20 protein-coding genes are annotated in these 26,276 nt (G+C 47.4%); all 20 read right to left on the bottom strand.

Annotated elements, in window-relative coordinates:
* Positions 1 to 557 precede the first annotated feature (557 nt).
* Positions 558 to 2,411, bottom strand: coding sequence for a glutamine--fructose-6-phosphate transaminase (isomerizing) (gene glmS / locus JI62_RS17065; RefSeq protein WP_088701280.1), 1,854 nt, complete (start codon positions 2,409 to 2,411; stop codon positions 558 to 560).
* A 155-nt stretch (positions 2,412 to 2,566) separates the two neighbouring features.
* Positions 2,567 to 5,863 carry a heparinase II/III family protein gene (locus JI62_RS17060; protein WP_141101335.1) on the bottom strand — a complete coding sequence of 1,099 codons (3,297 nt, stop codon included), beginning with the start codon at positions 5,861 to 5,863 and terminating at the stop codon, positions 2,567 to 2,569.
* Positions 5,864 to 5,880: 17 nt separating this feature from the next.
* A complete protein-coding gene (locus JI62_RS17055; protein ID WP_141101334.1) occupies positions 5,881 to 6,519 on the bottom strand; it encodes a hypothetical protein in 639 nt (212 codons plus the stop codon).
* 107 nt (positions 6,520 to 6,626) lie between these two features.
* Positions 6,627 to 7,235, bottom strand: a complete 609-nt coding sequence (locus JI62_RS17050) for a serine O-acetyltransferase (RefSeq protein ID WP_205737539.1) — start codon at positions 7,233 to 7,235, stop codon at positions 6,627 to 6,629.
* Positions 7,236 to 7,251: 16 nt separating this feature from the next.
* Positions 7,252 to 7,983: a sulfotransferase family 2 domain-containing protein gene (locus JI62_RS17045; RefSeq protein WP_088701277.1), complete on the bottom strand. Its 732-nt coding sequence runs from the start codon at positions 7,981 to 7,983 to the stop codon at positions 7,252 to 7,254.
* 260 nt (positions 7,984 to 8,243) lie between these two features.
* Positions 8,244 to 9,767 (bottom strand): heparinase II/III domain-containing protein, encoded by a 1,524-nt coding sequence (locus JI62_RS17040; protein ID WP_088701276.1) that lies wholly within the window; start codon positions 9,765 to 9,767, stop codon positions 8,244 to 8,246.
* Complete coding sequence (locus JI62_RS17035) at positions 9,758 to 14,947, bottom strand: glycosyltransferase (RefSeq protein WP_088701275.1); 5,190 nt, start codon at positions 14,945 to 14,947, stop codon at positions 9,758 to 9,760. Before JI62_RS17035 ends, JI62_RS17040 begins: the two co-directional genes overlap by 10 nt.
* A 63-nt stretch (positions 14,948 to 15,010) precedes the next feature.
* A complete protein-coding gene (wecC, locus tag JI62_RS17030; protein ID WP_088701274.1) occupies positions 15,011 to 16,291 on the bottom strand; it encodes a UDP-N-acetyl-D-mannosamine dehydrogenase in 1,281 nt (426 codons plus the stop codon).
* A gap of 68 nt (positions 16,292 to 16,359) precedes the next feature.
* Positions 16,360 to 17,478, bottom strand: coding sequence for a non-hydrolyzing UDP-N-acetylglucosamine 2-epimerase (gene wecB, locus JI62_RS17025; RefSeq protein ID WP_088701273.1), 1,119 nt, complete (start codon positions 17,476 to 17,478; stop codon positions 16,360 to 16,362).
* On the bottom strand, positions 17,475 to 17,957 hold the full coding sequence (locus JI62_RS17020; RefSeq protein WP_088701272.1) for a hypothetical protein: 483 nt from the start codon (positions 17,955 to 17,957) through the stop codon (positions 17,475 to 17,477). Before JI62_RS17020 ends, wecB begins: the two co-directional genes overlap by 4 nt.
* A gap of 159 nt (positions 17,958 to 18,116) precedes the next feature.
* The gene (gene rfbC, locus JI62_RS17015) at positions 18,117 to 18,662 is read right to left on the bottom strand and encodes a dTDP-4-dehydrorhamnose 3,5-epimerase (RefSeq protein ID WP_088701271.1); all 546 of its coding nucleotides are present in this window, start codon (positions 18,660 to 18,662) and stop codon (positions 18,117 to 18,119) included.
* A 68-nt stretch (positions 18,663 to 18,730) separates the two neighbouring features.
* Entirely contained in the window at positions 18,731 to 19,645 is a 915-nt protein-coding gene (rfbA, locus tag JI62_RS17010) for a glucose-1-phosphate thymidylyltransferase RfbA (RefSeq protein ID WP_088701270.1), read from the bottom strand.
* An 86-nt stretch (positions 19,646 to 19,731) separates the two neighbouring features.
* Positions 19,732 to 20,667, bottom strand: a complete 936-nt coding sequence (rfbD, locus tag JI62_RS17005) for a dTDP-4-dehydrorhamnose reductase (protein ID WP_088701269.1) — start codon at positions 20,665 to 20,667, stop codon at positions 19,732 to 19,734.
* Entirely contained in the window at positions 20,664 to 21,017 is a 354-nt protein-coding gene (locus tag JI62_RS17000) for a four helix bundle protein (RefSeq protein WP_240513279.1), read from the bottom strand. The genes rfbD and JI62_RS17000 overlap by 4 nt, the downstream gene beginning before the upstream one ends.
* 40 nt (positions 21,018 to 21,057) lie before the next feature.
* On the bottom strand, positions 21,058 to 22,116 hold the full coding sequence (rfbB, locus tag JI62_RS16995) for a dTDP-glucose 4,6-dehydratase (RefSeq protein WP_088701267.1): 1,059 nt from the start codon (positions 22,114 to 22,116) through the stop codon (positions 21,058 to 21,060).
* Between the two features lie 58 nt (positions 22,117 to 22,174).
* A complete protein-coding gene (locus JI62_RS16990) occupies positions 22,175 to 23,083 on the bottom strand; it encodes an ABC transporter ATP-binding protein (protein WP_088701266.1) in 909 nt (302 codons plus the stop codon).
* Positions 23,084 to 23,150: 67 nt separating this feature from the next.
* A complete protein-coding gene (locus JI62_RS16985) occupies positions 23,151 to 24,341 on the bottom strand; it encodes an MBL fold metallo-hydrolase (protein ID WP_088701265.1) in 1,191 nt (396 codons plus the stop codon).
* Positions 24,311 to 24,502: a DUF2283 domain-containing protein gene (locus tag JI62_RS16980; RefSeq protein ID WP_027958926.1), complete on the bottom strand. Its 192-nt coding sequence runs from the start codon at positions 24,500 to 24,502 to the stop codon at positions 24,311 to 24,313. The genes JI62_RS16985 and JI62_RS16980 overlap by 31 nt, the downstream gene beginning before the upstream one ends.
* Positions 24,502 to 24,759 carry a DUF4258 domain-containing protein gene (locus JI62_RS16975; RefSeq protein WP_088701264.1) on the bottom strand — a complete coding sequence of 86 codons (258 nt, stop codon included), beginning with the start codon at positions 24,757 to 24,759 and terminating at the stop codon, positions 24,502 to 24,504. Before JI62_RS16975 ends, JI62_RS16980 begins: the two co-directional genes overlap by 1 nt.
* Positions 24,760 to 25,264: 505 nt before the next feature.
* On the bottom strand, positions 25,265 to 26,170 hold the full coding sequence (locus JI62_RS22970; protein ID WP_088701263.1) for a hypothetical protein: 906 nt from the start codon (positions 26,168 to 26,170) through the stop codon (positions 25,265 to 25,267).
* Between the last annotated feature and the right edge of the window lie 106 nt (positions 26,171 to 26,276).

The raw sequence follows: 26,276 nt of genomic DNA, 5'->3' as shown, positions 1-26,276 counted from the left end.
GTGCGCTTCGCTTACCACGCGCTACAAGGAACGTGCTCCCACAAAGATCCGTGGCGCCACAAACCGTAGCGCGTGGTAACGAAGAACACGAGTTCAACGAGCGTTCGTAGGCACCCGCGAAAGGCGTCGGAACGACGCCCACTGGCACTCAACCAACCCTGCCTGCATGGGCCAACCCCGGCACCGCTGCGCGCTGCTCCCGCGGGTGCGCTTCGCTTACCACGCGCTACAAGGAACGTGCTCCCACAAAGATCCGTGGCGCCACAAACCGAAGCGCGTGGTAACGAAGAACGTGAGTTCAGCGAACGTTCGTAGGCACCCGCGAAAGGCGTCGGAACGCCGCCCCGTGGCACCGAACCAACCCTGCCTGCATGGGCAAACCCCAGCACCGCTTCGCGATGCACCCGCGGGTGCGCTTCGCTTACCACGCGCTACAAGGAACGTGCTCACACAAAGATCCATGGCGCCACAAACCGTAGCGCGTGGTAACGAAGAACGTGAGTTCAGGGAACGTTCGTAGGCACCCGCGGAAGGCGTCGGAACGACGCCCATGGGCACTACTCTACCGTCACACTCTTAGCCAAATTACGTGGCTTATCCACATCCGTGCCTTTTACCAACGCAACGTGGTAAGAAAGCAGTTGAAGCGCGACCACGTGCAATACCGGCGAAAGCAGGCCGTAATGCTCTGGCATCATCAGTACATTGACGCCTTCAGACGACTTCACAGCACTGTCACCATCGGCAAACACATACAACTGACCGCCACGGGCACTGACTTCCTGCATGTTGGCTTTTAACTTCTCCAACATCTCATCGTTGGGAGCCACAACGACTACCGGCATTTCTGCATCGACCAATGCCAAGGGACCATGCTTTAGCTCACCCGCCGGGTAAGCTTCGGCATGGATGTAGGAGATCTCTTTAAGCTTAAGCGCCCCTTCCAACGCAATGGGGTAATGCCGCCCCCGGCCTAAGAACAGCGCGTGATGCTTATTGGCAAAGTGCTTCGCCCAGGCTTCAATGCTGGGTTCAAGCGCAAGCACCTTATCTACCGCAATGGGAAGGTGGCGCAGCTCATCCAGGTAGGCTTTTTCATCTGCTCCACTTAACCGCTGGTTAGCTTTGGCAAGCAGCAGAGTAAGCAGGAACAGCGCGCTTAGCTGAGTGGTGAAAGCTTTGGTAGAGGCCACGCCAATTTCCGGCCCGGCGCGGGTAATAAAACGCAGCGCTGTTTCACGCACAATGGCGGATTCCGGTACGTTGCAGATCGCCAAGGTATGGGTATGGCCTAACGATTTGGCGTGATGAAGCGCCGCCAGCGTATCCGCCGTTTCTCCAGACTGTGAGATAACCACCACTAGCTGTTTAGAATTAGCGACGCTTTGGCGGTAACGGTATTCGCTGGCAATTTCGACGTTGCAAGGAATGCCTGCCACTTGCTCAATCCAGTATTTGGCGGTCATGCCCGCATAGCTGGAAGTACCGCAGGCCAGGATCAGCACGGCTTCTACCTGGTCAAAAATATCAGCGGCTTCAGCACCGAAGATACCCGGATGCAGTTGCCCTGCTCCGCTAATCATTTCCAGCGTATTGCTAAGGGCCTGGGGCTGCTCGAAGATTTCTTTCTGCATGTAGTGGCTGAAGTCACCCAGCTCTACCGCATTAGCGCTCAGGCTTGAAGTAATGACCTTACGTTCAACCGGCTGGCCAATACCATCAACGACAACCACCGCTTCGCGGCTTAAACGAGCCACATCGCCGTTTTCCAGGTACATTAAACGCTTGGTAGTGGAGATCAGTGCGGAGGCGTCAGAGGCGGCATAGTGCCCATTATCTCCAATGCCCAACATTAGCGGCGAACCTTCACGGGCAACCACTAAGCAGCCCGGCTCTTCATCACTAATCACTGCCAGGGCAAAGGCACCTTTCAGGTGTGCAACGGCGCACTGCACGGCAGAGAAGAGGTTTTCCGCTGGCTCACCAATTTGGCCTTTAAAGCAGGCTTGAATCAGGTGGGCGATGGTTTCGGTATCGGTGTCCGATGTGAACTCATACCCCAAGCCCTGTAGCTGAATACGCAACGCTTCGTAGTTTTCGATAATGCCGTTATGCACTACCGCCAACCCGCCGGAGATATGCGGGTGAGCATTACGTTCAGCCGGTACGCCGTGGGTAGCCCAACGGGTATGGGCAATGCCCACATTACCGCTTAGCGCCTTTTCTTTCACAAGGGCGGCTAATTCAGCCACACGCCCTTTCGAGCGGGCACGCTGCAAACCACTGCTGTGCTCACCCGATAGCAGGGCCAAACCCGCTGAATCGTAACCGCGATACTCCAATGTAGATAAGCCTTCCAAAAGAAAGGCGGTGCTATCCTTTGCGCTAACCGCGCCAACAATTCCGCACATAAACAATCCTTCGCGTAACGATCAATTAACAGTGTGTTATCAATGATAAATGAGAAATAATGAAAAAAAGGGACTAAATGTTGTTCTTGGTAACAAAGACCACGAGCCAACTACGAAAAATACGTTTAGTTAGCCGCCCCGTCCTAGAAGCGCTCTTAGCTGCGGCTCAAAACACCAAGCCCATTTTTTCGAGACACATAGTCAAACTCAAAGCCATGGCGCTCTGCCCATTGCCTACAGAATTCTTCACCAGTGGGATCACTCATTCCTTTGACCCATACTTTCGCCTGGGTGCTTAAGCGATCCAGCAAGGCTGGCAAAGCTAAGCAATTAGAGAAACCACAATCTTTCTCTAATGAATTATCAATCCAAACAAAATCGACCGCTTCTAAATCTTCTAATAGCTCAGTGGAGAACCAATAGGCATTTTGCTGGGCATGAGAATCATTAAAATCATCACCCTGCCAAGGGGTCAAATCGCCCATTCGCCACTCAACCCATGACTGAAGATAGTTTTCTTTTAAGCTTTTCTTAACACTATTGGCGAGCTCTTCACTATTCTCTAAAATCACCAAGCGCCCTACCCCATTTTCACGCAAGGCCTTAGCAATCCCGATAGTGGCTTCCTCTGCGCCGCAGGCCACCACTACAAGCGGCCTTTCACTGCGAACTTGTGCGTAAAGATGATTAATTACATTTTTGGAAGATTGATCCTGACTTTGAAACACAGCATTTTTCACTTCGCCATTAGAACCACTATTGAGCAATACTTGCTCAAAGAGAAAGCGCGTATAAATAGCAAGTTCAGCATACTCTGTATAAGCCACCTTAATAACCTGACTAGGCTCGTAATGGTTTGCCTTATAAGAAATGCAGCTAAACACCTTATCCTTCTTTACTCCCTTCACAACAGAGATATTATCTGGCTCTGGCCCATCAATATGAATCAGCATTACTTTTCCGCTGGCACTGGTTACGGTGATTTGGTTGCCATTAACATTTATGGTCTTATCTTTGGGAATATGCCACTGCAGCGTAAAGTTGCGCGGCTGGTTATCCTCACAGATGAAGTGATCTTCTATGGCTAGTTCTTCATCGATTGCGCTAAAAGATACCTGACGGGTTTGAACCACCGGGCGAAGCACCTCAAGCTTGATGGCAACACTTGGCAAAAACGCTCCCTCAGCAAAATCAACAACATCCCAAGCACCTAACCGGTGTTCAAACTCTTTATCATAGGAGGCATTGGATATCATTGGAACGTTATGACCAGGGCGGCCGCGCATATACTTTCTTATCGGGTCGTTATTAATATAATTATAAAGGCCTGAGTCAATCAACCAATCTTCACCGCCAGCATAAACACTAACGTGACCTTCATCTTGTTGGTGGTGATAGCGGCTGGAAGTTCCAATCTTAACGATAGCGTGGAAAGCCTGCTTAAACTGATTTCTTTCTGGCCAGCAATCTCTAAAAATGGCGTACCCCGACTTAGGATACACCGCGTTCAATTGGTCAGGCTTAACACCTTGTCTGCCCTGACTAAGAGCGTATAAAAAATGTTGATACTCAGCTGTACTACCAAACAACTCTTTATAGGCATCACTGGTTGGTAGCTGCTCAGTGTCACCAATAGGGGGCAAAAGGCCATCTGGACGTAAAATATGAGTAATAAAATTCAGTGCTTTTGCAGAGAACTGGCTGAATTGGCTGGCCAAATCCCCCAACACATCATCGGGGTAGTCTTTGATAATACCTAAAAAGACCTTGAAGACAAAAATGTGGTAAGCAGGGCTATTTTCAACATGAACACCTTCGTCTGTGAACGCAAATTGCAACTCGCTGCTGATACGCTGAATGGCAATTTTTTGCCATTTATCCGCTTGTTGGCCTTCAAACACTGTCCCAAGCAACAGTAGTACACGTGCTTGCTCTAAACCGTGGTTAGTATGTTCAGAGTAGAAGCTATCCTTTTCCAGCCACTCGGCATGTACGACTAACCCTTTTTCCAAATATGAGAGAAACTCGGCATTCTGTTTGGACCACTCAGGTGCTTTATCTCGACAATAATAAGCAAATAGTACTAATTGTTCCGCGCGAAGTGCCGTGGCATGGTCATGCCATATAAATTCAAATGGGTATTCGGTATCAGTTTTTAAATAGGCATCCAACCAGGACTCAATAGCTGCTTTCCCAAGACTTAGAACCTCATCATTATTTACTTTATGATGATAGGCGAGCAAATATGAGAGAAATGAGAGCCAGTTCAGTCGCCATTGCCAGCTGCGATTATTTAGTGGATCCTGCTCCCAATCACCCCATTCAGAGAAATTAACTGCCGCGAAGGGAGCTAGCTCAAGCTTTTTTGAGGAGAATAGTTTTTCTCCTAAAGATGAATTGGTAGAAGCAGAGACAAGCTGATCAATTTTTTTAACAATACAGCGTTCAAGTTCAACCGAATCCATTGTTTTTAAGGGCATAAGCGCAGAATCTTCATATTGTAAGGATTGATTAAGCCTACAGTCCATCTGATAGTTGGACAACCACCGGTAAGCTTTTTTAGCCAACAACAGTAATTTTTGATCATCCACACCTAGCTCAACGTTCTGCGACGGGATAACCGTTAATAGCCAGTCAGCATCTAATTGCTGCACATCAGCCTCATTTGCACGCCCAGCAAGAGTAAGCGCCGTACGGCTGCCAAGTGAGGAGCATTGACTTAAAACATGTAACCAGGCGTTTCTCTCCTCTATTGATGTCGTAGTTGCATTAACCTGTCGAATCAATTCAACTTCTTCCGGCTGTAAACTAACGTTACTCAATTTAGGAGTTTCTACAGTATAAAGCTCACCAGTTAGCCAGCTTACAACATCACTCACTACATTCTGATGGTAATCGAATACTTTAACCGGCGCATTTGAAACATCTTTTAACGTTTCAACCACAGCATCTAAATTTGCTAGTTTTTGCACCACCTTTAGCTTTTCAAAATCAGTCTGCGTGAGTGATGTTCCATAAAAATCAACTAAAGAAGATGGCTGATTGATAACTACCTGTTTATAGTAAGATGATAAAAAATCTTTGGCCTCTCTATGTATAACAACAATTTCCAACGAACCAAGCCGCTTGATTGCATTGAATAGCTTTATCCATAAAGAAGAATGAAAATTATACAACTGGTTAACAATGGACTCTGTTGATAGCACAACAGTATGCACATCATCCACGCTATCTAACTCCGTTTGGAGTAAGGATAGTGCTTTCTCGATTTTATTCAGCCGCACAAAACGAAAAAGCTCTTCATGTTTAGAAGAGCCCTCAGGCATTAAAATATCAGGATACAAAACACCCTTGGTTTTAAGCAATACAGCCGAATCCAAAAGAGCATCCTGTAACGAAGTCGATGCCGCCTTTGGATAACCCACATGAATTATAAATTTGTAATATTTCACTTAAAACCTTGCAATAATCACAAAGACGAATAATCAAAATTAGTTATTTCAAATTCATGCAAACGTCTAATTTCTCTCTTAAGCTTTGGATGATGAGAATATACAGCTTTAAGTTCATATGACGCATTGCTTCTTATTCCAGACTTAGCTTTGATATTTCGAAATGTATCGTATAAACCTTTAAGGCTGGGTACAGATCTCTCCAGTTCTAAAATATCTTCTTCAAAATTCTCATACCGGATAAAGCGATCAATAACCATCTTGCCTTTAATAAAGTATTGCTTATGATTCACACCAAGATATGAACCTCCATCTCCATCGACATACCAGTCTGTAAGCTTAGTTATATCTGCTGAAGAACCATTATGATAATAGAATAAAGATATATATACATCAAAAGGGTTACGGACTATGGCACATTTTTCAACGTCACCCCATATAGGGTATCCAAGCTTCTTTTTAGCTTCAGACGCTGAAATATGATTATTAAATATTTGTTTACCGTTTTGATCCAAATAATTTTGACAAGAAGAAAAGCCTAGGTCTTTTCTAGCTTTCTCATCATCAGGTGATACAGGTGTTATAATATCATCTGGCTTTGCATAGCGGCTTAAGGCTATCTCAAAAGAAGTCCCAGCGACCTTCCTCGGTTTCATGAAAATAATCCCATGGGACTTAAGAAATATCATAACAATTTACCTTTACTTTTAACAATCTAGTCAAATTAAAGCCAGTAATAAAGCATAAATGGAGTAAAGTATTTTTAGCTCTCTGGAAAAAGTGCTATAAAATCACTTTCAGGAAGGTCTTTCAAATAAGAGTAAAAGCCTCTGTATTTCAAGCAATTATCTTTTATGATTTTTTTAATTTTTTTCGCTGGCTGGCCTACCGCTAAACTAAAAGGTTCTATTGATCTATTTACTACAGAGTTGGCACCTATAATTGAAAACTCACCAATTACAACTCCACCAAGAACTTTCGTGCCTGCCGCTATATACGAGTTATTTTCTATCACTGGCACATGAATCCTATTACCGTCATAGTAACCACTAATACCGGCGCTACCACCGAGTGTAACATTCTGACCAATAGTCACTCCCTCTTTGATAATACTTTTTTTATGGATCACTACACCAATACCGCCATAACCAAATTTTACACTAACATCAATATCTGACTGTGGGGAGACCACTGAGTTATGCAGTAAATATATTAATCTTTCGTAATTTTCAGCTTGCAATGCATCATTATTGCTTAAGGAGCTTCGGGCACAACTTATAAGGTAAGTAATTGGCGGAATTTTAGGAACTTCGCCACCAAAAAAATCAATCCACTTTTCACCATGTGCCTTATTAACCACAGTATTTTTCAACTTCAAACACTCCAAGTTATTTATTTGCAATAAAATTGTAATCTTTTTCGTAATACTCTCTCAAAATGTCAAAAATATCATTATCGATAAGAGAGTCAAGAGATGGTACAGCACCTCGTTCTGAATATAATTCATATATCTTTCCAGCTGGTACAAACTTATAGTCGCCTTTTATCTTTTCAATCTTCTGAGTAGAGTTTAACTTTTTCTTAAAATATTTATCCGCTATACTTTTTCCAAAAAAACTCTCACTTTCATTATACAAATCATTTAGCATCCATTTCTTATTGTATTCGACATTAGCTAAATGGCTTACCTGATGAACAAAATGTACATTAACTTCTTCGCCACTTTTTAGAATATATTGCTTTATAAATTCGTCAAAAGTAACTTCTTCTACAGGCTTCTCAAGAAAAGAACCTACTTCCTCATGCATCACACCATATCTATTTTTATTTAATCTAGATATAAACTGATTAATAAATCCAGAGTAAAGTCGTTCAATTGGATCACGCAAAATTACTATACGATTTTCTAACAGCTCTAGCTCATTAGTGTTTTTTACTTTATGATATTTCGACATAAAGTTAATAGGATTATTAAATTCTTTTGCTTTTTCACGATAAAGAGATTCGTTAACAAATAATTTTTTCCAAGAGGAGCAAGCATTTTTTCTTATATAAACATAAGAAAATTGCACTTCGCCGATTTCAAGCTGCAAATGCAACTTGTCATTTCCTAATTTCATAAATACCTACCTTGTCAGTTAATCCATAATTACTATTTAAAGAAACTGGGAATGCTTTTTACTCTCACGCCCTATTTTTAATGTAAATTCTTTTCGAAATCGAGATTTATCCAAATCATTTACATTTTACTCATAGCAGCCTTAAAAGACTGCCGTGACTGCCGTGACTGCCGTGACTGCCGTGACTGCCGTGACTGCCAATAAAGCCTAACGAAACAAAAAGATCGGATAACCAATATCAAATAAAAGGCAATTTAACATCAAATCAAATCAACTTTTAACGTCATTAATCTATTATTGATCCCAGCCATTGCCTTCCCTTTATGCATTAATATATTTGTCTTAACCACTTCATCCTTTTTAACTAAAACATAATCAACATTATTATCAATATAAAAAAAACTCTCACTTACTCCTGTGCTTTCGCAAGACACTTCTGCTAAAAGTTTATCACCCACAGAAAGTAAAGCCCTGTTTCTTATTAAATCTTTATTCACACAAACCTTTGGGCCAAGCACAAACAACCTATTTATATAGGTGCCTTTTTCAATCAAACCACTAACATGATCTTTTATTATGACAACATCTTTACTAAGCTTAATATTTCTAGTAAAAATCAAGCCAGGAACCCTTTCGGCCTTCATCTCTACTTCAAACCCATCTTTAAAATCATTACCTGTAACTATTTTGGAGGCGCGTTTAGCGCTAAAATTGGCACCCCATTTATTTTTTTCAATAGTAATTGTCGAATGGTTTTTCTCACTTTTCAAATCCATCACTTGCTGCTTTGGAAGAAAAGGAGTAAAACCTGGATCATCAAAAATAGATATCCCATCCACATCTAAGCAAAAAGATAGCTCATCATTTTGCTTATGATTCTGCGAATCCCAGCAACAAGTTGCTGCAAAGTGTATCTTTCTTCCATTTATCAGTTTTCTAAAAATGAAAAAATTATTATTACAATACGTACCGTCTTGCTTAGAATATGGCAACAAGAGTTCAACAGGCGTTTTGCTGTTTAAAGTTTTTCCTTTGTAAACCTTGTTCAATATATTAGCATTTGGCTTTCTGAGAGTATCTCCTAAGGAGAAATACTCTCCATTTTCTTTAAGCGCATACCCTAAAAATTTCTTAGTCTCATTAATAATATTTCCTAATAAAACATTTGACTTATTTTCTAAATCCAGCTCTTCTATTGTTTTGTAATATTTCACTGTAATCGGTAAATTATACTCTTGATAAGAGACGGAATGTTCTTTTGTAAGGCCAGTAAAATGCCACATGTCATTTATGGTCTGCGCACTGCGACTTAATATCATATCCAAATCGATCAAGTGCTGAAATTTCAGCTTTCTGTCTTTGAAAACTTCAAGAAGCGCCAAATCAACCATAAGACCGTGATTATGACCGGCACGATACATTTCTGGCCTCTGGAGATTAACCAGTTCATTTTTTATTAATTTTTGGCAAATTCCTACACCAGAGATGACACCGGAATACTCAAACCTATTTTTAAGTTCCACCAAAGATGTTAACCGAATTGCTGCTGTATGGTCTCCCCTTATTTCAGAATAGTATGGGTTTTTTATTTTTTTTATACAGTGAAAGTTGTAAAAGCTCCTAAGACTTTTCTCAACTTTTATTAAATCTTCTTCTTTCCCAAGCCATCTCAAACTATTAAAGTGATGCAGCCAATTTTTATTATTAAATGGGTTAGCTTTCCATTTAATAGGAAAAGCCATTGCATAGGGACCAAATATAGGATGATCAACAACTATTTCCATATAAGCTTCTCAACGATACTCTTTGCTACTGATGTAATGCCAAATTTCGAATGAAAACACTGAAATAATTTAGCTTTCTCACTGAAGCTATTTTCAATACCTTTAACAGCCATTTTTTTATCTAAGTATATCCACTCTTTTGGATATATTTCTTTAGCCCCTTCCCAAGGCAAAACAATTTGTTGACATCCTGCTGCGGCCCCTTCTGCTACTGCTAAGTGAAAGCTTTCGTGATCGCTAACGGACAATATGTAATCAATGCCAGAATACCACTCCGGCATATCATTGCCCTGCGGGTCAAAGAAGACAGCCTCTTTTAATAAAGGATCTTCCTCAAGGCGGCGATACTGCTCTTCGTACCACGCCATTTCTTCTGGACGATTTAACATCCATGGGAATTCTTCTGGCCGCTTCCCTTTTACGCGTAGCGTGTAGCCAGCATCTTCTCTGCGAAGCTCTTTGAGAATATCTAGTGCACGATCCAAGCGTTTACTTTGCGGTACGATGCCAACAATACCAAGTACTTTGCCGTTAGTAGGCTTACGTGGCACCGCTTGTAGCGCTTCTACATCTACACCGTTATAAATTACCGCACCGTTTTTTTCGAGTGCGGGGCAACGTGCTATGGCCTGGCGGAGCATATGTGGCCCCACAAAAATAACAGTCTCAAAGGCTTCAAATGGCACTTTTTCAAATAGTGCACTGCGCAGTTCTTGGGCGTGCAACCGCCCTACTAACTTCTGGTCTTCACGTTTGTTTTTACCGTACCAAATAGCGTTGCCTAGCATCCATTCGCAGAAAACGGTATCCGCTTGGCGTATTAATCGTTTGCTGGCAATTTCGTTGTGCTGGTTATGGCCACTCCAGAAATCAAGCAGTAAACGCATGCCTGCTTTCGTGAAGTAAGGGTAAAACGGCTTAATAAATTTCAGGTCATGGCCGGCAATAACCACCGTTTTAGCGGGCTCCATATTGGGTGCCTGGGCATAGCGCAGGTGCGGTTTACGCAACGCCAGGGTACTTTCGCCGTTTGCCCACTCAGCCAGTCCATGTAGGGGTAATTCACGGCCAACATGTATTAGCTGAAACCCATGCGCTATTTGATTACTTTCGCAAGCTACTCCCGGCCAGCCGCCACTTTCCAGCTTCTCATCACGGATAAAACCTACGCGGGTGTGTTGGGCGTAGGTGGTTGTCCACGCTAAATCTTCAATATCTTCTGCTTCAAGGCTTTCCAGTGCTGGCAATTCAGCATACAGCCAATACTCACTTGCTTGCGATGTCACCTCGTCCGCTTCCTGGCAAGTGATCCCCACCGCCTGCAATTGCTCTTTGGCCCCAGGTACCCAGTGGGTGGCTACTATGTGGCTAGGCAGGAGTGTTTGATTAACTATGTTATTAGCGGCTTCTGAAGATACCGTTTCACAATAGAGCTTGATGCTAGGCAGTTCCGGTGCTTTTACCACCATACCGGCAGTACGCAGCATCTGGGTTAAGCGTGTTTGGGTGGTGTGGGCACGCATTACCGCCCTTGCCCCTTTTAATGCCACGCGCCAACGGTAGGCATCATGATGCATCAGGTTTTCAAGCGCTTGAGCTGCGTCGGCTTCCGTGCGCACCACATGCCCAGCCTCTTCCAGGTAGCGATTCATACCAAGTGCGGGGCCTGAAATAATCGGCGCGCCACAGGCGGCGGCCTCCATCACCCGGCGGGAGAACATGGTGGGTGAATCCAGTACCGAATTCACGTTGATTTGAACCGGGTGGGCTTTGTAGGCTTCGATCATCTCTTCATAGCTGAGACTACCGGCCACATAGCTGCCCAAGCCACCTGGGTATTTGTAAGGTGATTCAGGGTCATCGTGCTGGCGGTCGTAGATAGTAAGGCCAAGGGGCGCTGCCGCACTCATGATCTTATCCATATACTCGGTACGCTCTGGGTAGCGCTTGCCGTAGTATGTACCACCATAAGCTGCCGAGGGTTGCCATGCCCGCTTAGAAGGCAGCAGATTATGAATTTTAGGCGATGCATAAAAAGCGCAGCTGCTAACGCTTTGTGTCAGTGCCCCTGGCGTTGTTAGGTAGGGGATTATCCGCCGACTATCCGTGGTGAACACATGGTCGCAAAGTGAAGCGGCTTTACGGAAGCGGTCAAAGTGTACCGGGTCTTCCTTGTTCCAGAACAGCGAGGGAATGCCTTTGTCACGGCAGTGCGCCAACAGTGCTCGCAAGGGCGCAAACTCCTCCTCCCCATAGAAGCCAACTCGACGGTGCCAGACCCAATCATTGCCCTTCCAGGCGGACTCAACGAAGAGCGCATCAATGGGTTGATCAGCTAATTCCTGCTGCCAGTTTTCTGGTGAAAGCTTAACTACGTTCACACCGCTAGCCAGGGTGTCGGTGGTGAACTGATCCGCAATCAGACCCAGGGTTATTTGATCTAGACTTTTAGCTACTACGGGTGTTGTGCTGCTCTGTTGTCTGTTGAGCAGGCGCTGCAGTGCATGGTGATAATTATTAGTAACAAAATTCCAGGTGCGTTCTTTCTCAATCCACACGCGGGCTGCCTGGCCTAATCGGGCGCGCTCATTGGGCTGGGTTATCAGTTTTGTCAGTGCTTGCGTCAAGCTTTCGACGCTGTCTTTCTTAAACAGTAACGCACGCTGGTTCTCACCCGCCATTACCTTATGAGGAGCAACGTCAGAAAGCACGACCGCTTTCCCCATCGCCATGGCTTCGAGCGGCTTGAGCGGAGAAACCATTTCGGTCACTGCTGATGACAGGCGCGGTACCGGCATGATGTCCATGCATGAGAGGTAACGGGGCACGGCGTCAAAGGGTACTCGCCCAGTAAACCGGCAATGCTCTTCTATACCCAGCGCTTTGGCCTTCGCCTTTACGGTATCAATAACTTTACCGTCGCCCACCAGTACGAAAATGAAGTCCTGTTGGTTTTGCTTCAGCTTTGCCATGGCTTCCATTAAAAGCTCAAGGCCTTCATAGGCCACGGCGCTACCTGCGTAACCAATGACCGGTACACCGGGCTTTAATTTTAGCTCGTGGATGATGGCAGGGTCTGGAGCAGTGGGCACAAAGGTTTCAGCATTTACAGCGTTGGGAATAACGACTATGCCTTCACGCTTTACTCCCCAGCTCTCAAGTTCTATGGCTAACTCATCGGTTAGCGTGATGACCAAATCCGCCTCGCGGGCGGCTTGCTGCTCCAGCTCGCGCATTAGATGAAAGCGTTCTGAGCCTGCCCACTCGGGCTGCGTAGAAGCCTGGGTGACTTCCCATAAGCCACGCACTTCATATACAAACGGTAAGCCTAGGCGGCGCGCAGCCATTAGCGCTGGCAGTGCGGTAATGTGGTTAGAGGCAGCGATAATAACTTCTGCACCGCTGGTTTGAGCTTCTCTTACATAGTGGTCGGCGGCTTCTGCCAGGTAGTAATCCAGAGGAGTTTTATTGAGGTTCCACCCTGCTACGGCAGCGTAAGCGACGCCATCCACATTGGCTTCGTGGTAGCCTTTGTTAAGCCCTTTTGCGCCTGCATCCCACGGAAAACCGGGGCGGGTAGTGGCTCGTACTGTCCAGCCAGCCTGCTGTAAACCTACGGCAATACCATGGGAGCGCGTTGAGTAGCCATTGGTGGCATGGGGAACTGATTGGTGTAAGCAATAAAGCGCATGACGGCGACGCGTCATTAATCCAGCGTTTGGCTGGCGCGGTGGCAACGGCCAGCCGCCCTTTAAGCGTGCCAATCCTTCGATAAAGCTCTGGAAGTCTCTTTTCGGCTTATCAAACTTAACGCTTTGTAGCTTCATTTCGTGCAATATTGAAAGTGTGCTGGAAATATTGCCCTGTTTATAAAAGCGGCTATTCGCAGCGGCAAATGCTTCTTTAGCCGCTTTATCGTCCCATCCTTTGGCCGATGACTCTAACGCTTGCACTAAGGGTTTGATCTGCTCGAAAAAGGTGATTTCGTCGCTTTGAGTGCCAACCTTTGGCGGCTGAGCCGTTAGATTTTGCTTTATGACGTTTGCAAGGCTTACTGCATCGTCCGCTTTGAAGAAGCTAATCTGTTGATTAAACTGTTTTAAATCGACTAATGCCTGTACATCCGAAACTAATAGAGGCTTATTGAAAGCGGTGGCTTCCATTGCCTTCATTGGGGGAACCAAGTGGCATACAGGTAAACTTTTGCGCGGTATAACGACTTGATCAATGAGCGCGTAATAATCAGCCACTTGCTCATGGGGAACACGGCCAGTGGTAATCAGCCATGGGTAGCTATGCTCACCGGTTTGCCCACCTAATTTTTCTGATACGCCGTCGTCCCCCACTAATAAGAGTTTTAAATTCACGCCTTCATTTATAAGGGTTTGACATGCAGTGACTAAAACATCCAAGCCTTCGTAGGCACTAAAACTACCTACATAGCCAACCACTTTATCTTCAGGGCGAATACCTAGCTTATTTTTAAGCTGCTCGTTAGCTGGTTGTATAACCGGCAGTTTATTTACGCCATTGGCAATGATTTTGATTCGTGCTTCATCAACGCCGCGCTTCACAAGCTCTTGCTGCATAGGCTGGTTCAGTGTAAAAACACGCTGCGCGTGTTTCGCAACAAAGGTATCTCTTGCAGCTTCTTGTTTGAAGCTTTCAGTCAGTTCATAGCCTGGTTCTCTAGCCGCTCGGGAAAGCTCCCAAAATCCTCGAATTTCGTTATAGAAAGGAATGCCAAGTTGCTTGGCTGCAACGTAAGCGGGTAAGCCAATAATAAAATTAGACCCAGCTAGCACGACGCTGGGTCTGAAGACGTTGAAAAGCTCAACAAATTTGTCTACTGAAGCCTTTAAGTGCTTTTCTTCCCCTTGGGGAGAAATGCCTTTTTCCCACCGGCTATGAATGTAACGAACACCATCAACATCGCTAACTGGGGCGACCGTTTGCGCTGCGCCAAACTCCCATGGCCTGCCGGGGCGTACAAAACATAATGTTTCAAAACCATGATCGTTTAGCGCTTTTGCGATGCCTTGAGTACGAATTGCATAACCATTGTTGGCGTAACTTTGACCATGACTCACCACATAGGCAATGCGTTTAGCAATCGGGGCTTTCAGCGTTGCAATTTTTTGCTCCGCTAGTTGCTTAGCATAATTAAGCAATTCATCCATGGAAATATGGCCCTGATAATTTAAAAATACACTCAGTAACTAAAAAACAGACAGATAAAACCATTAACCTAACAAACCAACTGCATCAATCACGTATTCTTTAAGTCGCACACTGTCAGTATTTTTTATGAAACTCTTGTGCTTAACTAAAACACATAATGCATCTGCTTGCGCAAGCGCTTCTTCAAGCGATACAAGCTCTACATTGGGTGAACCCAATGACTTGGGTAGTGCTTTAATATTCGGCTCCACAATTTGAACGCGGCAGCCAAGTTCAGCCACTTTTTTAGCAATGCCTAATGCGGGGCTTTCACGCAGGTCATCAATATCTGGCTTGAAAGCTACCCCTAGGCACGCCACGGTTAATTCGCTGCGTTTAGCATCAGGGTGTTGCTGGTGGTAATACTCTAATGCCTCTTTTACGCGTTCTAGTACCCAAAGCGGTTTAGCATCGTTTACTTCACGGGCAGCACGAATAATTTTGGCTTGTTCTGGGCATGAATCAACAATAAACCATGGGTCAACTGCAATACAATGCCCCCCTACACCTGCCCCTGGGGTAAGAATATTGACACGAGGGTGACGATTAGCCAGAGCAATCAGTTCCCACACATTGATATCCAGCTCATGGCAAATGGTAGATAGCTCGTTGGCAAAGGCAATGTTGACATCGCGGAAGCTATTTTCGGTAAGCTTGGCCATCTCAGCTGTACGGGCGGTTGTGGCTACGCACTCCCCTTCCACCACGATTTGATACAGCGCGCATGCAGCTTCTGCGCACTTAGCTGTCATGCCACCAATGACGCGGTCATTTTCCACTAGTTCACGAATCACATGGCCTGGTAGAACACGCTCTGGGCAGTGTGCAATACGAATATCAGATGCTTCACCATGGGTTTGCGGGAATGTGAGGTCTGGGCGAGCTTCTGCAAGCCAAGCAGCCATTTTCTCTGTGGCCCCCACAGGGCTAGTCGATTCTAATACTACGAGATTACCCGGCTTTAACACCTTAGCAATCGCTTTGCTGGCTGCTTCTATGTAGCTAAGGTCTGCTTTGTGATTTTGCCCGTGTTCATCAGTATGGAACGGCGTGGGCACGGCCACCAAGAAGGCATCTGCAGGCTCAGGCGTTGTAGTAGCTCGCAGGTAGCCTTCTTTAACAGCGGCACGCACGATGATGTCTAATTCAGGCTCAACAATGTGTATTTCACCGTTGTTAATCGTATCAACCGCATGCTGGTTAACATCCACACCGATGACTTTCTGTTTACGTGAGGCAAATACGGCGGCAGTAGGTAGGCCAATGTAGCCCAGGCCAATCATAGAGATAGTTTCAAATTTCATTAATGTAACCGTAAATAGTGAATGGTTAGGAGTGAGGTGTAATTCCTCACCTCTTTCAAGCGAAGCGCTTACTTCTTACTTAAAGCGTCGCGGATACGTTGGCAGGCTTTGCCATCACCATAGGGGTTATGGGCATAACTCATGGCGTTGTAGGCTTGCTCATCGGTCAGCAACGTATTCAGCGCCTCGGTAATTTTGGCTACGTCTGTACCTACTAACTTAACGGTGCCTGCTTCAAGCGCTTCAGGGCGCTCGGTAGTGTCGCGCATTACTAACACTGGCTTACCTAGGGAGGGCGCTTCCTCTTGAATACCACCAGAATCCGTCAGGATAATGGCTGCTTGGTTCATCAAGTAAACGAAAGGTAGGTAGTCTTGAGGTTCAATTAGGTGCACATTCGTTATATCGGCTAATAGCCGATTAACAGGCTCACGTACATTTGGGTTCAGGTGTACGGGATATAGAATTTGTGTGGATGGATGTGCTTTGGCGGTTTCCGCAAGCGCTTGGCAAATGCGCTCAAACCCACCACCAAAACTTTCCCGACGGTGGCCAGTTACTAATATTAGGCGTTTACTGCTATCCAGCATTGGGAAGCGGGCCGCTAGTTCTATTGCCAACTCAGGATTGTTTTTGAGCTTTTCAACAACGTCCAGCAGCGCATCAATCACGGTATTGCCAGTAACGTGTACCTTAGCAGGGTCAACACCTTCTGCTAGTAGGTTCTGCTTAGAGGTATTGGTGGGGGCAAAATGAACGGCAGCCAAAGCGCCTGTCAATTTACGGTTGCCCTCTTCCGGCCACGGCGAGTATAGATTGCCGGTTCGCAAGCCAGCCTCTACATGCCCAACCGGAATTTGCTGGTAGTAACAGGCCAACGTGGTGGCAAATGTCGTCGCTGTATCGCCATGCACCAAGACAATATCGGGCTTGAACTCTTCCAGTACGGACTTTAACCCCTGGAGAATACCGCATGTGACGTCATTGAGATCTTGCCCTGGTTTCATAATATCCAGGTCATATTCTGGCTTCAGCTCAAATAGATCCAACACCTGATCCAGCATTTCACGATGCTGTGCCGTCACACATACTTTGGATTCAAAGCGCTCGTCCGCTGCTAGTTGTAATGCTAGCGGGGCCATTTTGATGGCTTCAGGGCGTGTGCCAAATACCGTTAATACTTTCACAGAGACTCCATTTTAGGCGTTTGCTTATGATCTAACTTTTGAAATTCAAGTTCTTGGCACCGAATGTAATAGTGTTCTAATAACGCCTGAGTCTCTGCCAATTGCTTGGCTACTTCTTCACTGTTTTTATTTGGGCTAGCATTGACCTTGGCTGGTGCAGTGACTGTCTTGGTTTCTTTTAGATTGTTGCCAATCCCTTGTTCTTGGCTGGTTACAATTGCGCGGCCTTCTTTTTTACCAAAACGAAGATAGTGCAAAAGGGGGTTCATACCCTCTTTTTTAATATCTTTGTGCTTAATCAAATAGCCTGCTGAAGAAAACTGGCTTGATGGATCACGCAGCATCTTCCAACCGTACTTACAGAAGTGGGCAGCAGGATTCATATTGACTGCTTTAACATCGGGATAGCGCTCTACGTACCATTTAGCATCAAATAGTGGTGATGCTTCTATAAGCTGCACTGCTTCGTGTGCTTTCACTGCAACTCTCCAGCTTCATCCATGGATTACGTTTAAATTATAACAGGTGCTTTAAGCACCTTCATCACAATTAGGAAATAAGAAAAGCTCCCATATGGCAACCATTTTCTTATTCAGTTCCCTATTCACTTCATTTTGCTAAGTATATGAGGCTGTTTGTTAGGCAAAGGTAGGCGCCGATTCAAAGGTCAGCCCTTGCTGATCTTTCTCTGAAAGCTGTGGCTCTATGCCGTGGGTGGGCCACTCAATAGCGAGCTGAGGGTCATTCCAGCGAATGCTCACTTCGTCGCCTGGGGCGTAGTAATCAGTACATTTGTACTGGAACTCGGCTTTTTCGCTGGTCACGTAAAACCCATGGGCAAACCCTGGTGGTACCCACAACAGCTGCTTATTCTCTTCGCTTAGTGTTACCCCTACCCACTGGCCGAACGTCGGTGAGCTTTTACGCATATCAACGGCGACATCGAATACTTCGCCTTGGGTAACGCGCACTAGCTTTCCCTGGGGCTGCTTATATTGGTAGTGCAGGCCCCGCAAGATACCTTGAACGGACTTGCTGTGGTTGTCCTGAACGAACTGGTAGTTACCACAGTGGGTTTCAAATTCGCTTTGGCGAAAGGTTTCCATGAAGAAGCCCCGCTCGTCGCCAAATACTTTGGGGGTGAGCAGGACTAGATCGGGAATGGCGAGTTTTTCGTAGTGCATAAAGAGCTCGTGAAAGGTGAAGAGTTAGGTGTGAGGCGTTCAAAGCGAGGAGCAAGACTCCTCCCTCCTCATGTTTTACCCTTCACTTTTAAAAGGCGTTGGAGATATAGGCCGTACTGGGTTTTGGCGAGGGGCTTGGCGAGTGTGGCCAGGCGGTCGTCATTGATCCAGCCGTGTTGCCATGCTATCTCTTCCAGGCAGGCGATTTTGAGGCCTTGGCGGTGCTCAATGGTTTGCACGTATTGGCTGGCTTCTAGCAGGCTGTCGTGGGTGCCAGTGTCTAGCCAAGCGAAGCCGCGGCCCAAACGTTCAACGCGCAGGTCGCCCCGCTCTAAATAGGCGTTGTTGACGCTGGTGATTTCCAGCTCGCCACGCTCGGAAGGCTCTACGGCTTTGGCAATTTCAACGACGTCGTTATCGTAGAAATAAAGCCCGGTAACGGCATACGCCGATTTGGGTTTTTGCGGCTTTTCTTCGATGGAGATGGCGTTGCCGCTTTCGTTAAACTCCACCACACCAAAGCGCTCTGGGTCTTTAACCAGGTAACCAAATACGGTGGCACCGCTAGCTTGTTGGCTAGCTCGCTTTAGCTGGTCGGAGAAGTGTTGACCATGAAAGATGTTGTCGCCCAGCACCAGGCATACGGCGCTTTCGCCAATAAACTCTTCGCCGATAATAAATGCTTGGGCGAGGCCATCCGGGCTGGGTTGTTCGGCGTACTGCAGGCTGATACCAAAATCTTCACCGTTGCCCAGTAGGTTCTGGTACTGAGGAAGGTCTTCTGGCGTGGAAATAATCAGTATTTCACGTATGCCCGCTAGCATGAGCACCGAGATCGGATAGTAGATCATCGGTTTGTCGTAGATGGGCAGGAGCTGCTTGGATACACCGCGGGTAATGGGGTGCAGCCGAGTGCCGGAGCCACCGGCTAGAATAATGCCCTTTCTTTGTGAAGGGTTAGGTGTGAGGTGTGAGGTGGTCATGGTCTATCATCCGTGAATATACAAATGTTAGGTGTTAGGCGTGAGGTGTGAGGGATTAGGTGTTCTTACTCCTCACTCCTTACCCTTCACGCCTCACAGCATTCTGCAAGCGTTAGCGCTAGCTGGTATTGCCAAACCGGTAATGTGACACCAAGCGCGGCTTCAAGTTTAGTCAGACTCATACGTGAATTGAGCGGGCGCTGAGCGGGAGTTGGAAATTCCACGGTGGGTATGCCGTTCACGGTGCCGGAATGAATCGCTAACTCTTCGCCAAGTGCCTGTGCTTGCTTGAAAATCTCGCTGGCGAAGCCGTGCCAGCTGGTTTCCCCTCTTGGTGCCAAGTGGTAGATGCCTGATGTTATGTGAGGGGTGAGGGGTGAAGCGTGAGGGGTGAACGCTAGCGCGGTGACTTGGGCGATTAGGCGTGCTGGGGTGGGCGCGCCTATTTGGTCGTTGACGATGCTCAGTGCCTCGCGCTCACGGCCCAGGCGTAGCATGGTTTTCATAAAGTTATTGCCGCGGGCGGCGTATACCCAGCTGGTGCGGAAAATTAGGTGCTGGCAGCCACTTTGGGTAACCGCTTGGTCGCCTTCCAGCTTGGTTTGGCCGTATACGCTATGCGGTGCCGTGGGGCTATCTTCCTGCCAGGGTGTTTCACCATCACCTGGATAAACATAGTCGGTTGAGTAGTGCACCAGCGCAATGGTGTGCTTAGCGGCATACTCAGCTAACTGTGCTGGCAGCTCGGCATTGAGGCGTTTGGCTTGGGCTGGCTCGCTTTCGGCTTTATCAACTGCCGTGTAGGCGGCGGCGTTGAGGATTAGTGCTGGCTGGTGTTCAGCCAAGTAGGCGTCTACTGCGTTGGCATCTGTTAAATCAAGTTCATGCCGTGTAGGTGCTAACACATTGCCGAACAGAGCAAACTGACGCTGGAGCTCAAACCCGACTTGGCCGTTGCCGCCGGTGATGAAAATAGTGAGGGGTGAAGCGTGAGGTGTGAGGTGTGCATGTTCAGATGTCATAGTGAAGCCTTTAAATGCCGGATCAGCCCGCCTAGCTGTGAAAATACAGAGTTGATCGCTAGTTCCAGTGCTGAAATATCATCCATATACCCTAAGCGTTGGGCAATTTGGCATTGAGTTTCAAGTTCACTGAGCGAACCACGTGCTATATGCAAAAATCTTAAAAAGTCGGGCTTACTGCCACGAGCCGCGCCTTCGGCTATATTGCTTGGTACAGATACAGCGGCTCGTTGCATTTGGCTAGCAAGTCCATATCGTTCAACTGAAGGAAAGGCTGAGGTCATTGAGTAAATAGTAACAACGAGTTCCATCGCTTCTTGCCATACCCGCAGTTGCTGATGCTTTCTCACAACTCTTCCCCTCACTACTAACAAGCGAAGCGCTTACTCCTCACACATTACCAAGACGTTGGCCTTGGTAGCTGCCGTCTTGGACGCGTTTCCACCAGGTTTCGTTGGCGAGGTACCACTGCACGGTTTTGCGTAGGCCGGTTTCGAAGGTTTCTTCTGGGATCCAGCCTAGTTCACGTTCGATTTTGCTAGCATCGATGGCATAGCGGACGTCATGGCCAGGGCGATCCGTCACGAATGTTATCAAGTCCCGGTACGAGGTTTCTTGGGGCACTAGCTCTTGGAGAAGATCACACAGCGTTTCAACCACGGTGAGGTTGGCTTTTTCGTTGTGCCCGCCGATGTTGTAGGTCTCGCCTACCTGCCCTTCAGTGGCGACTTTGATCAATGCGCGGGCGTGGTCTTCTACATATAGCCAGTCGCGGATCTGCTGACCATCACCGTATACAGGGAGCGCTTTACCGGCTAGGGCGTTGAGAATCATCAACGGGATAAGTTTTTCTGGAAAGTGGAACGGGCCGTAGTTGTTAGAGCAGTTGGTTACCAGCGTGGGCATGCCATAAGTACGCTGCCAGGCGCGCACTAAATGATCAGAGCTGGCTTTACTGGCCGAATAGGGCGAGCTGGGCGCGTAGGAGGTTTCTTCGGTAAACAAGTCCTCCGTGCCTTCTAGATCGCCATACACTTCGTCTGTACTGATGTGATGGAATCGAAAAGCGTCGCGACGCTCGCCTTCCAAGCTATTCCAATAAGCGCGGGCGGCTTCCAGCAGTACGGCAGTGCCAACCACATTGGTTTGGATAAACTCTGCCGGGCCGTCAATAGAGCGGTCTACATGGCTCTCTGCTGCTAGGTGCATTACTACATCAGGCTGGTGCTTTTCGAACAGTTGCTGCATGGCGGCTGCATCGCAAATATCGGCCTGGGTAAAGGTGTAGCGTTCACTGGTTTCAACACTTGCCAGGGATTCTAAATTGCCGGCATAGGTGAGTTTGTCTACGTTCACCACCTTATGGGAGGTGTTTTGAATAAGCTCGCGCACTACTGCAGAACCGATAAAGCCTGCGCCACCGGTAATTAAAAAGGTTTTGGTGTTCATAGCTCTCTTAATAGCCGATGTTAATGGGCTGGCCGCTGTCGTTCGTTATCTTTAAACACTAGGCGGATTTACGTTTCGCTTTGCGCTGCTGCTCTTCCAGCATTTCGAGGTGCTCACGCGCTATTTTCGACGCTTTTACCGCCTTTTGAACTTCTTGCTTGGCAATAGCAATGTCTTGCTGAGGCGCTTGGCGCTCTTGATAATCCGCTAGGTTTTCCTGTGCGGCTTTGAGCACCTGGTGGCATTCTTGCAGGTGTTTTCTGGCACTGGGTACATCGGTAGGCAGTGCGGTGCCATCGTTTTTGGCATCTACATCAACATGGTAGGCAGCGATAGCTTCGTTTACGTCGTCGTACCAGTGCGCAGTCCCGTGCTTTAAGTAAACACCGGCTTGGCATAAATCCTTCAAAATGCCTTCTGAGTGAGACACCATGATCAGAGAGGACTGGCCTACTTTCGATTCGAATAGCTCTTTTGCTTTGGCTTTGAAGGATCTATCGCCAACGGCGGTGGCTTCATCGGAGATATAGACGTCGAAATCGAACGCTAAAGAGAGGCCAAACGAAATACGCGAGCGCATGCCTGAAGAGTAGGTGCGGATTGGTTCGTCAAAGGCTTCGCCTATTTCTGCGAAGTCTTCAACAAATTTGATTATTCGCGCGACCTCTTCTGAACCACTGCCCTGCACCCGAGCTACGAATTTGACGTTTTGGCGACCGGTCATGTTGCTTTGCATACCGCCCGATAGCCCTACGGGCCAGGAAACGCGGGTGTGGCGAATGACTTCGCCGCGTTCTGGCGTATCCATACCGGCAATTAAACGCAGCAACGTGGATTTACCCGCACCGTTGGCACCAATCAACCCGACACTCACCCCCTTGGGGATTATGAGGTTGATGTCTTTGAGCACCCAATCACTGCCGTGGTGGTTGTGGTAGCGTTTGTAGAGGTTTTTAATTTCGATCATTGGTTTTTTTGTGAAGGGTAAGGGGTTAGCGCTTCGCTTGTGAGGGGGAACACCTCACTGCTATCACCTAACTCCTTACCGTTACACTTCTGCCTTTGCGTTTATAGAGGCTTTCGAGTTCAGCTTTGAGCGCTGCGCGGGCGGTTTGTTCGCCATGCACCAAGCGGATGGTGTGGGGCCAGCGGCGCATGCGTTTTACGAAGTTGAGTAGGTCTTTTTGGTCTGCGTGGGCGGAGTAACCGCTGATGGAGGTTACGCCTGCTTTTATATCAAACCGTTCGCCGTCGATGGCTACCCAGCCACCTTGGGGGCCGTATTGCTGAATATCCCGCCCTGGAGTGCCTGCGCCTTGGTAGCCCACGAACAACACTTGGTGGCGTTCATCACCTAGCATGGCTTTTAGATAGTTCATAATGCGCCCGCCTGTGCACATGCCGCTGGCGGCAATCACTAGCGCTGGGCGGCCTGTTTTGGCCAGGTACTCAACGGTTTGCTCGTGCTCTGCGTGGCTATCCACGGTGTAGAGATTGGCGAAGTTGAGTGGGTGGCGGCCACTGCGCAGGCGCGCTTGAGCTTCTTTATCCCAATAGGGTTTTAGCTCGCGATAAACTTTTGTAAAACGCGCTGCTAGCGGTGAGTCGACAATGATTTCCAGTGACTGCCACTGCGGCGAGTGCGCTTGATGAATAATGGTTTCTAGTTCATAGAGCAGTTCTTGGGTGCGGCCGATACTGAACGCGGGCACCATCACCGTGCCACCGTTAGCGAGTGCTTGCTCTACGGCCGCTTTTAAGGTGGCGCGACGCTGGCGGCGGTCTGGGTGCTGGCGGTTGCCATAGGTGCTTTCGAGTACCAGTTGGTCGCAGCCGTAGGGCGACTTTGGCGCTGGTAATAGCGGTGCGTAGGGGGCGCCTAAGTCACCAGAGAAGACTATGCGCTCTTTTTCGCCGGTTTTGGCATCCTGGTAGATGACCTCTACGTAGCTGGAACCGAGAATGTGCCCTGCCCGTTTGAGCTTTACCCGCGTGGTGCCTGTGCTTGCGCCGTTGTGATCGCTTACGTCGCTTACGCTACTTATGCTGAGCCATTTGCCGTAGGGCACGCTCACGATTTGCTTTTCGAGTTGCGCTTGAAAGCGCTCGATCAGTTGGCCGTTGCGGGTGAAGCCGATCTTTAGCGCGTCTTCAATCACCAGGGGGAGTAGCGCGGAGCGGTGCCGGGGTTTGGTTATGCTGCTTGGCTCTTTAAGAGCGGCCATGCCCCCTGCTTAGAAGCGTCAAGGATGACAATTTCAGTAATTGTGCCATCTTCCGCGTAACTAATATGCGTATTCCAGTCTTGAGAAACTTCTTTAACCGTACGTTTATCTGAAAGGTGCAGAACTAGAATGTCATCCGCTTCATCGTAAGTTGTACGCATTACTTATCCTCCCACTCAAAGTGATGCATAACGGTTTTGATTACCAGTCTGTCTTCTAAGACTGCTGCGACAGACAAAAGGTTGTCTTGGCGACTTTCAAAATGTATCGCTATCCAAAACCGCGTAGCATCTTTGTACTTTACTGTTCCCCGCTCTATCAATTCTAGCAGTTCACCGTCTGTGATATTTCGAGCAGCCATGCGCTCACGGGCATGGCGTGTTATGTAAATATCTACCTTGAAACGGTGACTATACATATTCTGAAACTACATACTTAGTTTGGACAACTGAATCGACCCTACTGGAGAAGCACGCAGCGGTGCCGGGGTTGGTTGTGTGCCGTTGGGCGTCGTTCCGACGCCTTTCGCGGGTGCCTCGTTTGCTCGTTCCTCGCAGACTCGTTACCACGCGCTACGGGGCGTGCTTCCACTTTTTTCTGTACCTGCGTGATTTAGTAGCGCGTGGTAAGCCTCAGGCGCACCCGCGGGAGCAGCGCGGAGCGGTGCCGGGGTTTGGTTGTGTGCCCTTGGGCGTCGTTCCGGCGCCTTTCGCGGGTGCCTCAAAAGCTCGCTGAGCTCGCTTTCTCGTTACCACGCGCTACGGGGCGTGCTTTCACTATGTTCTGTACCTGCGTGATTTAGTAGCGCGTGGTAAGCCTCAGGCGCACCCGCGGGAGCAGCGCGGAGCGGTGCCGGGGTTGGTTGTGTGCCACTGGGCGTCGTTCCGACGTCATCTGCGGGGGGGGTGAATAATTCTTTGCCCCTAGCTCAGAACTCCGGTGAGGCTGTCAGCATTCAGAATACGAGTCAGCCAGTGGGTGAGCTGTTCGTCCGATGCCTGTCGTAGCTTCGCTTCTGCCCAATCTGGTAGCTCACCAAACTTCAATTTAAGTTGAAGACGTAAGACACCTTCAATGCCCTCATGAAGCCCTTGCTGCATGCCTTGTTGCATGCCTTCATTACGAAGCCTTTCTGCTAAACCAGCCATTTTGCTTTCCTCCTGAGGATAGCGCCTTTGGTAGGCTTTTCTCTCATCTTCGTCTAGTTCGCTATAAATATCGACAAAATCAATGTATTTAAGTTGCTTTTCTACGTCAGGTTCTAGCGCAAACAGCCCTTGGATAGCATTGGCATATACGTCAATTTTATCTTTCTCTGACCAATGCATATTGGGCAGATTCAACCGCGCTACAATATTTTGGCTGTTAAAAAAGTGTTCCGCTGGCAAGCTGCTGAGCTGGGTGTGAAGGTAATTGAACTGTAAATAGCTATGCCGTTCACTTTTAATATGCAGACTTTCCGCAATATTTTGATTTGAATGTAAAAAAATAACTACTGGCACCACACGCTCTGTTTCGAATAGCTCGCTGAGGTGCAAGGTGTAGTGAGCGAGCCTGTGAATAGAGAAGCGGTTAGGATCCGTTTCTTCTTCTAGCATAAACAGCAGTGCTTCGCGCTCTCCATTGGGCCATTCTACTAGCAGTGGCACATCTAGCTCGTGAAATCGATCTCCTAAGCGCCCTTTTAACTGCTCTTGACGTATCGGTGTGATCTTTACGCTCGGAGTAAGGTCTTCGGCTTCTTCTGTGGCAAAAAAGGAAAGCGATTCATGAGGATAATCCAAAATCAAGTTTTTGAAATTTTGATCATGGCTTTTTCTGTGGCCCATGAAGACTCCTCAATATGCTTGCCCTGTCAATCACATAGTGGGCGGTTGCCACCACCTTTTCTCGTTACCGCGCGCTACGGGGCGTGCTTCCACTGTGTTCTGTGCA

The organism is Halomonas campaniensis (assembly GCF_002211105.1).
GTDB classification, from domain to species: Bacteria; Pseudomonadota; Gammaproteobacteria; order Pseudomonadales; family Halomonadaceae; genus Vreelandella; species Vreelandella campaniensis_A.
The sequence above is the reverse complement of the archived record's forward strand: the minus strand, read 5'-3'. Positions and strand labels throughout refer to the sequence as shown.

Coding starts and splice junctions, on each gene's coding strand:
- rfbD (WP_088701269.1), bottom strand. CDS start 20,667: ATGACATCTGAACATGCACACCTCACACCTCACGCTTCACCCCTCACT.
- JI62_RS22970 (WP_088701263.1), bottom strand. CDS start 26,170: ATGGGCCACAGAAAAAGCCATGATCAAAATTTCAAAAACTTGATTTTG.
- rfbB (WP_088701267.1), bottom strand. CDS start 22,116: ATGAACACCAAAACCTTTTTAATTACCGGTGGCGCAGGCTTTATCGGT.
- JI62_RS16990 (WP_088701266.1), bottom strand. CDS start 23,083: ATGATCGAAATTAAAAACCTCTACAAACGCTACCACAACCACCACGGC.
- JI62_RS17045 (WP_088701277.1), bottom strand. CDS start 7,983: ATGAAATTAGGAAATGACAAGTTGCATTTGCAGCTTGAAATCGGCGAA.
- JI62_RS16985 (WP_088701265.1), bottom strand. CDS start 24,341: ATGGCCGCTCTTAAAGAGCCAAGCAGCATAACCAAACCCCGGCACCGC.
- rfbC (WP_088701271.1), bottom strand. CDS start 18,662: ATGCACTACGAAAAACTCGCCATTCCCGATCTAGTCCTGCTCACCCCC.
- wecC (WP_088701274.1), bottom strand. CDS start 16,291: ATGAAATTTGAAACTATCTCTATGATTGGCCTGGGCTACATTGGCCTA.
- JI62_RS16975 (WP_088701264.1), bottom strand. CDS start 24,759: ATGTATAGTCACCGTTTCAAGGTAGATATTTACATAACACGCCATGCC.
- rfbA (WP_088701270.1), bottom strand. CDS start 19,645: ATGACCACCTCACACCTCACACCTAACCCTTCACAAAGAAAGGGCATT.
- JI62_RS17035 (WP_088701275.1), bottom strand. CDS start 14,947: ATGGATGAATTGCTTAATTATGCTAAGCAACTAGCGGAGCAAAAAATT.
- JI62_RS17055 (WP_141101334.1), bottom strand. CDS start 6,519: ATGAAACCGAGGAAGGTCGCTGGGACTTCTTTTGAGATAGCCTTAAGC.
- glmS (WP_088701280.1), bottom strand. CDS start 2,411: ATGTGCGGAATTGTTGGCGCGGTTAGCGCAAAGGATAGCACCGCCTTT.
- JI62_RS17040 (WP_088701276.1), bottom strand. CDS start 9,767: ATGGAAATAGTTGTTGATCATCCTATATTTGGTCCCTATGCAATGGCT.
- JI62_RS16980 (WP_027958926.1), bottom strand. CDS start 24,502: ATGCGTACAACTTACGATGAAGCGGATGACATTCTAGTTCTGCACCTT.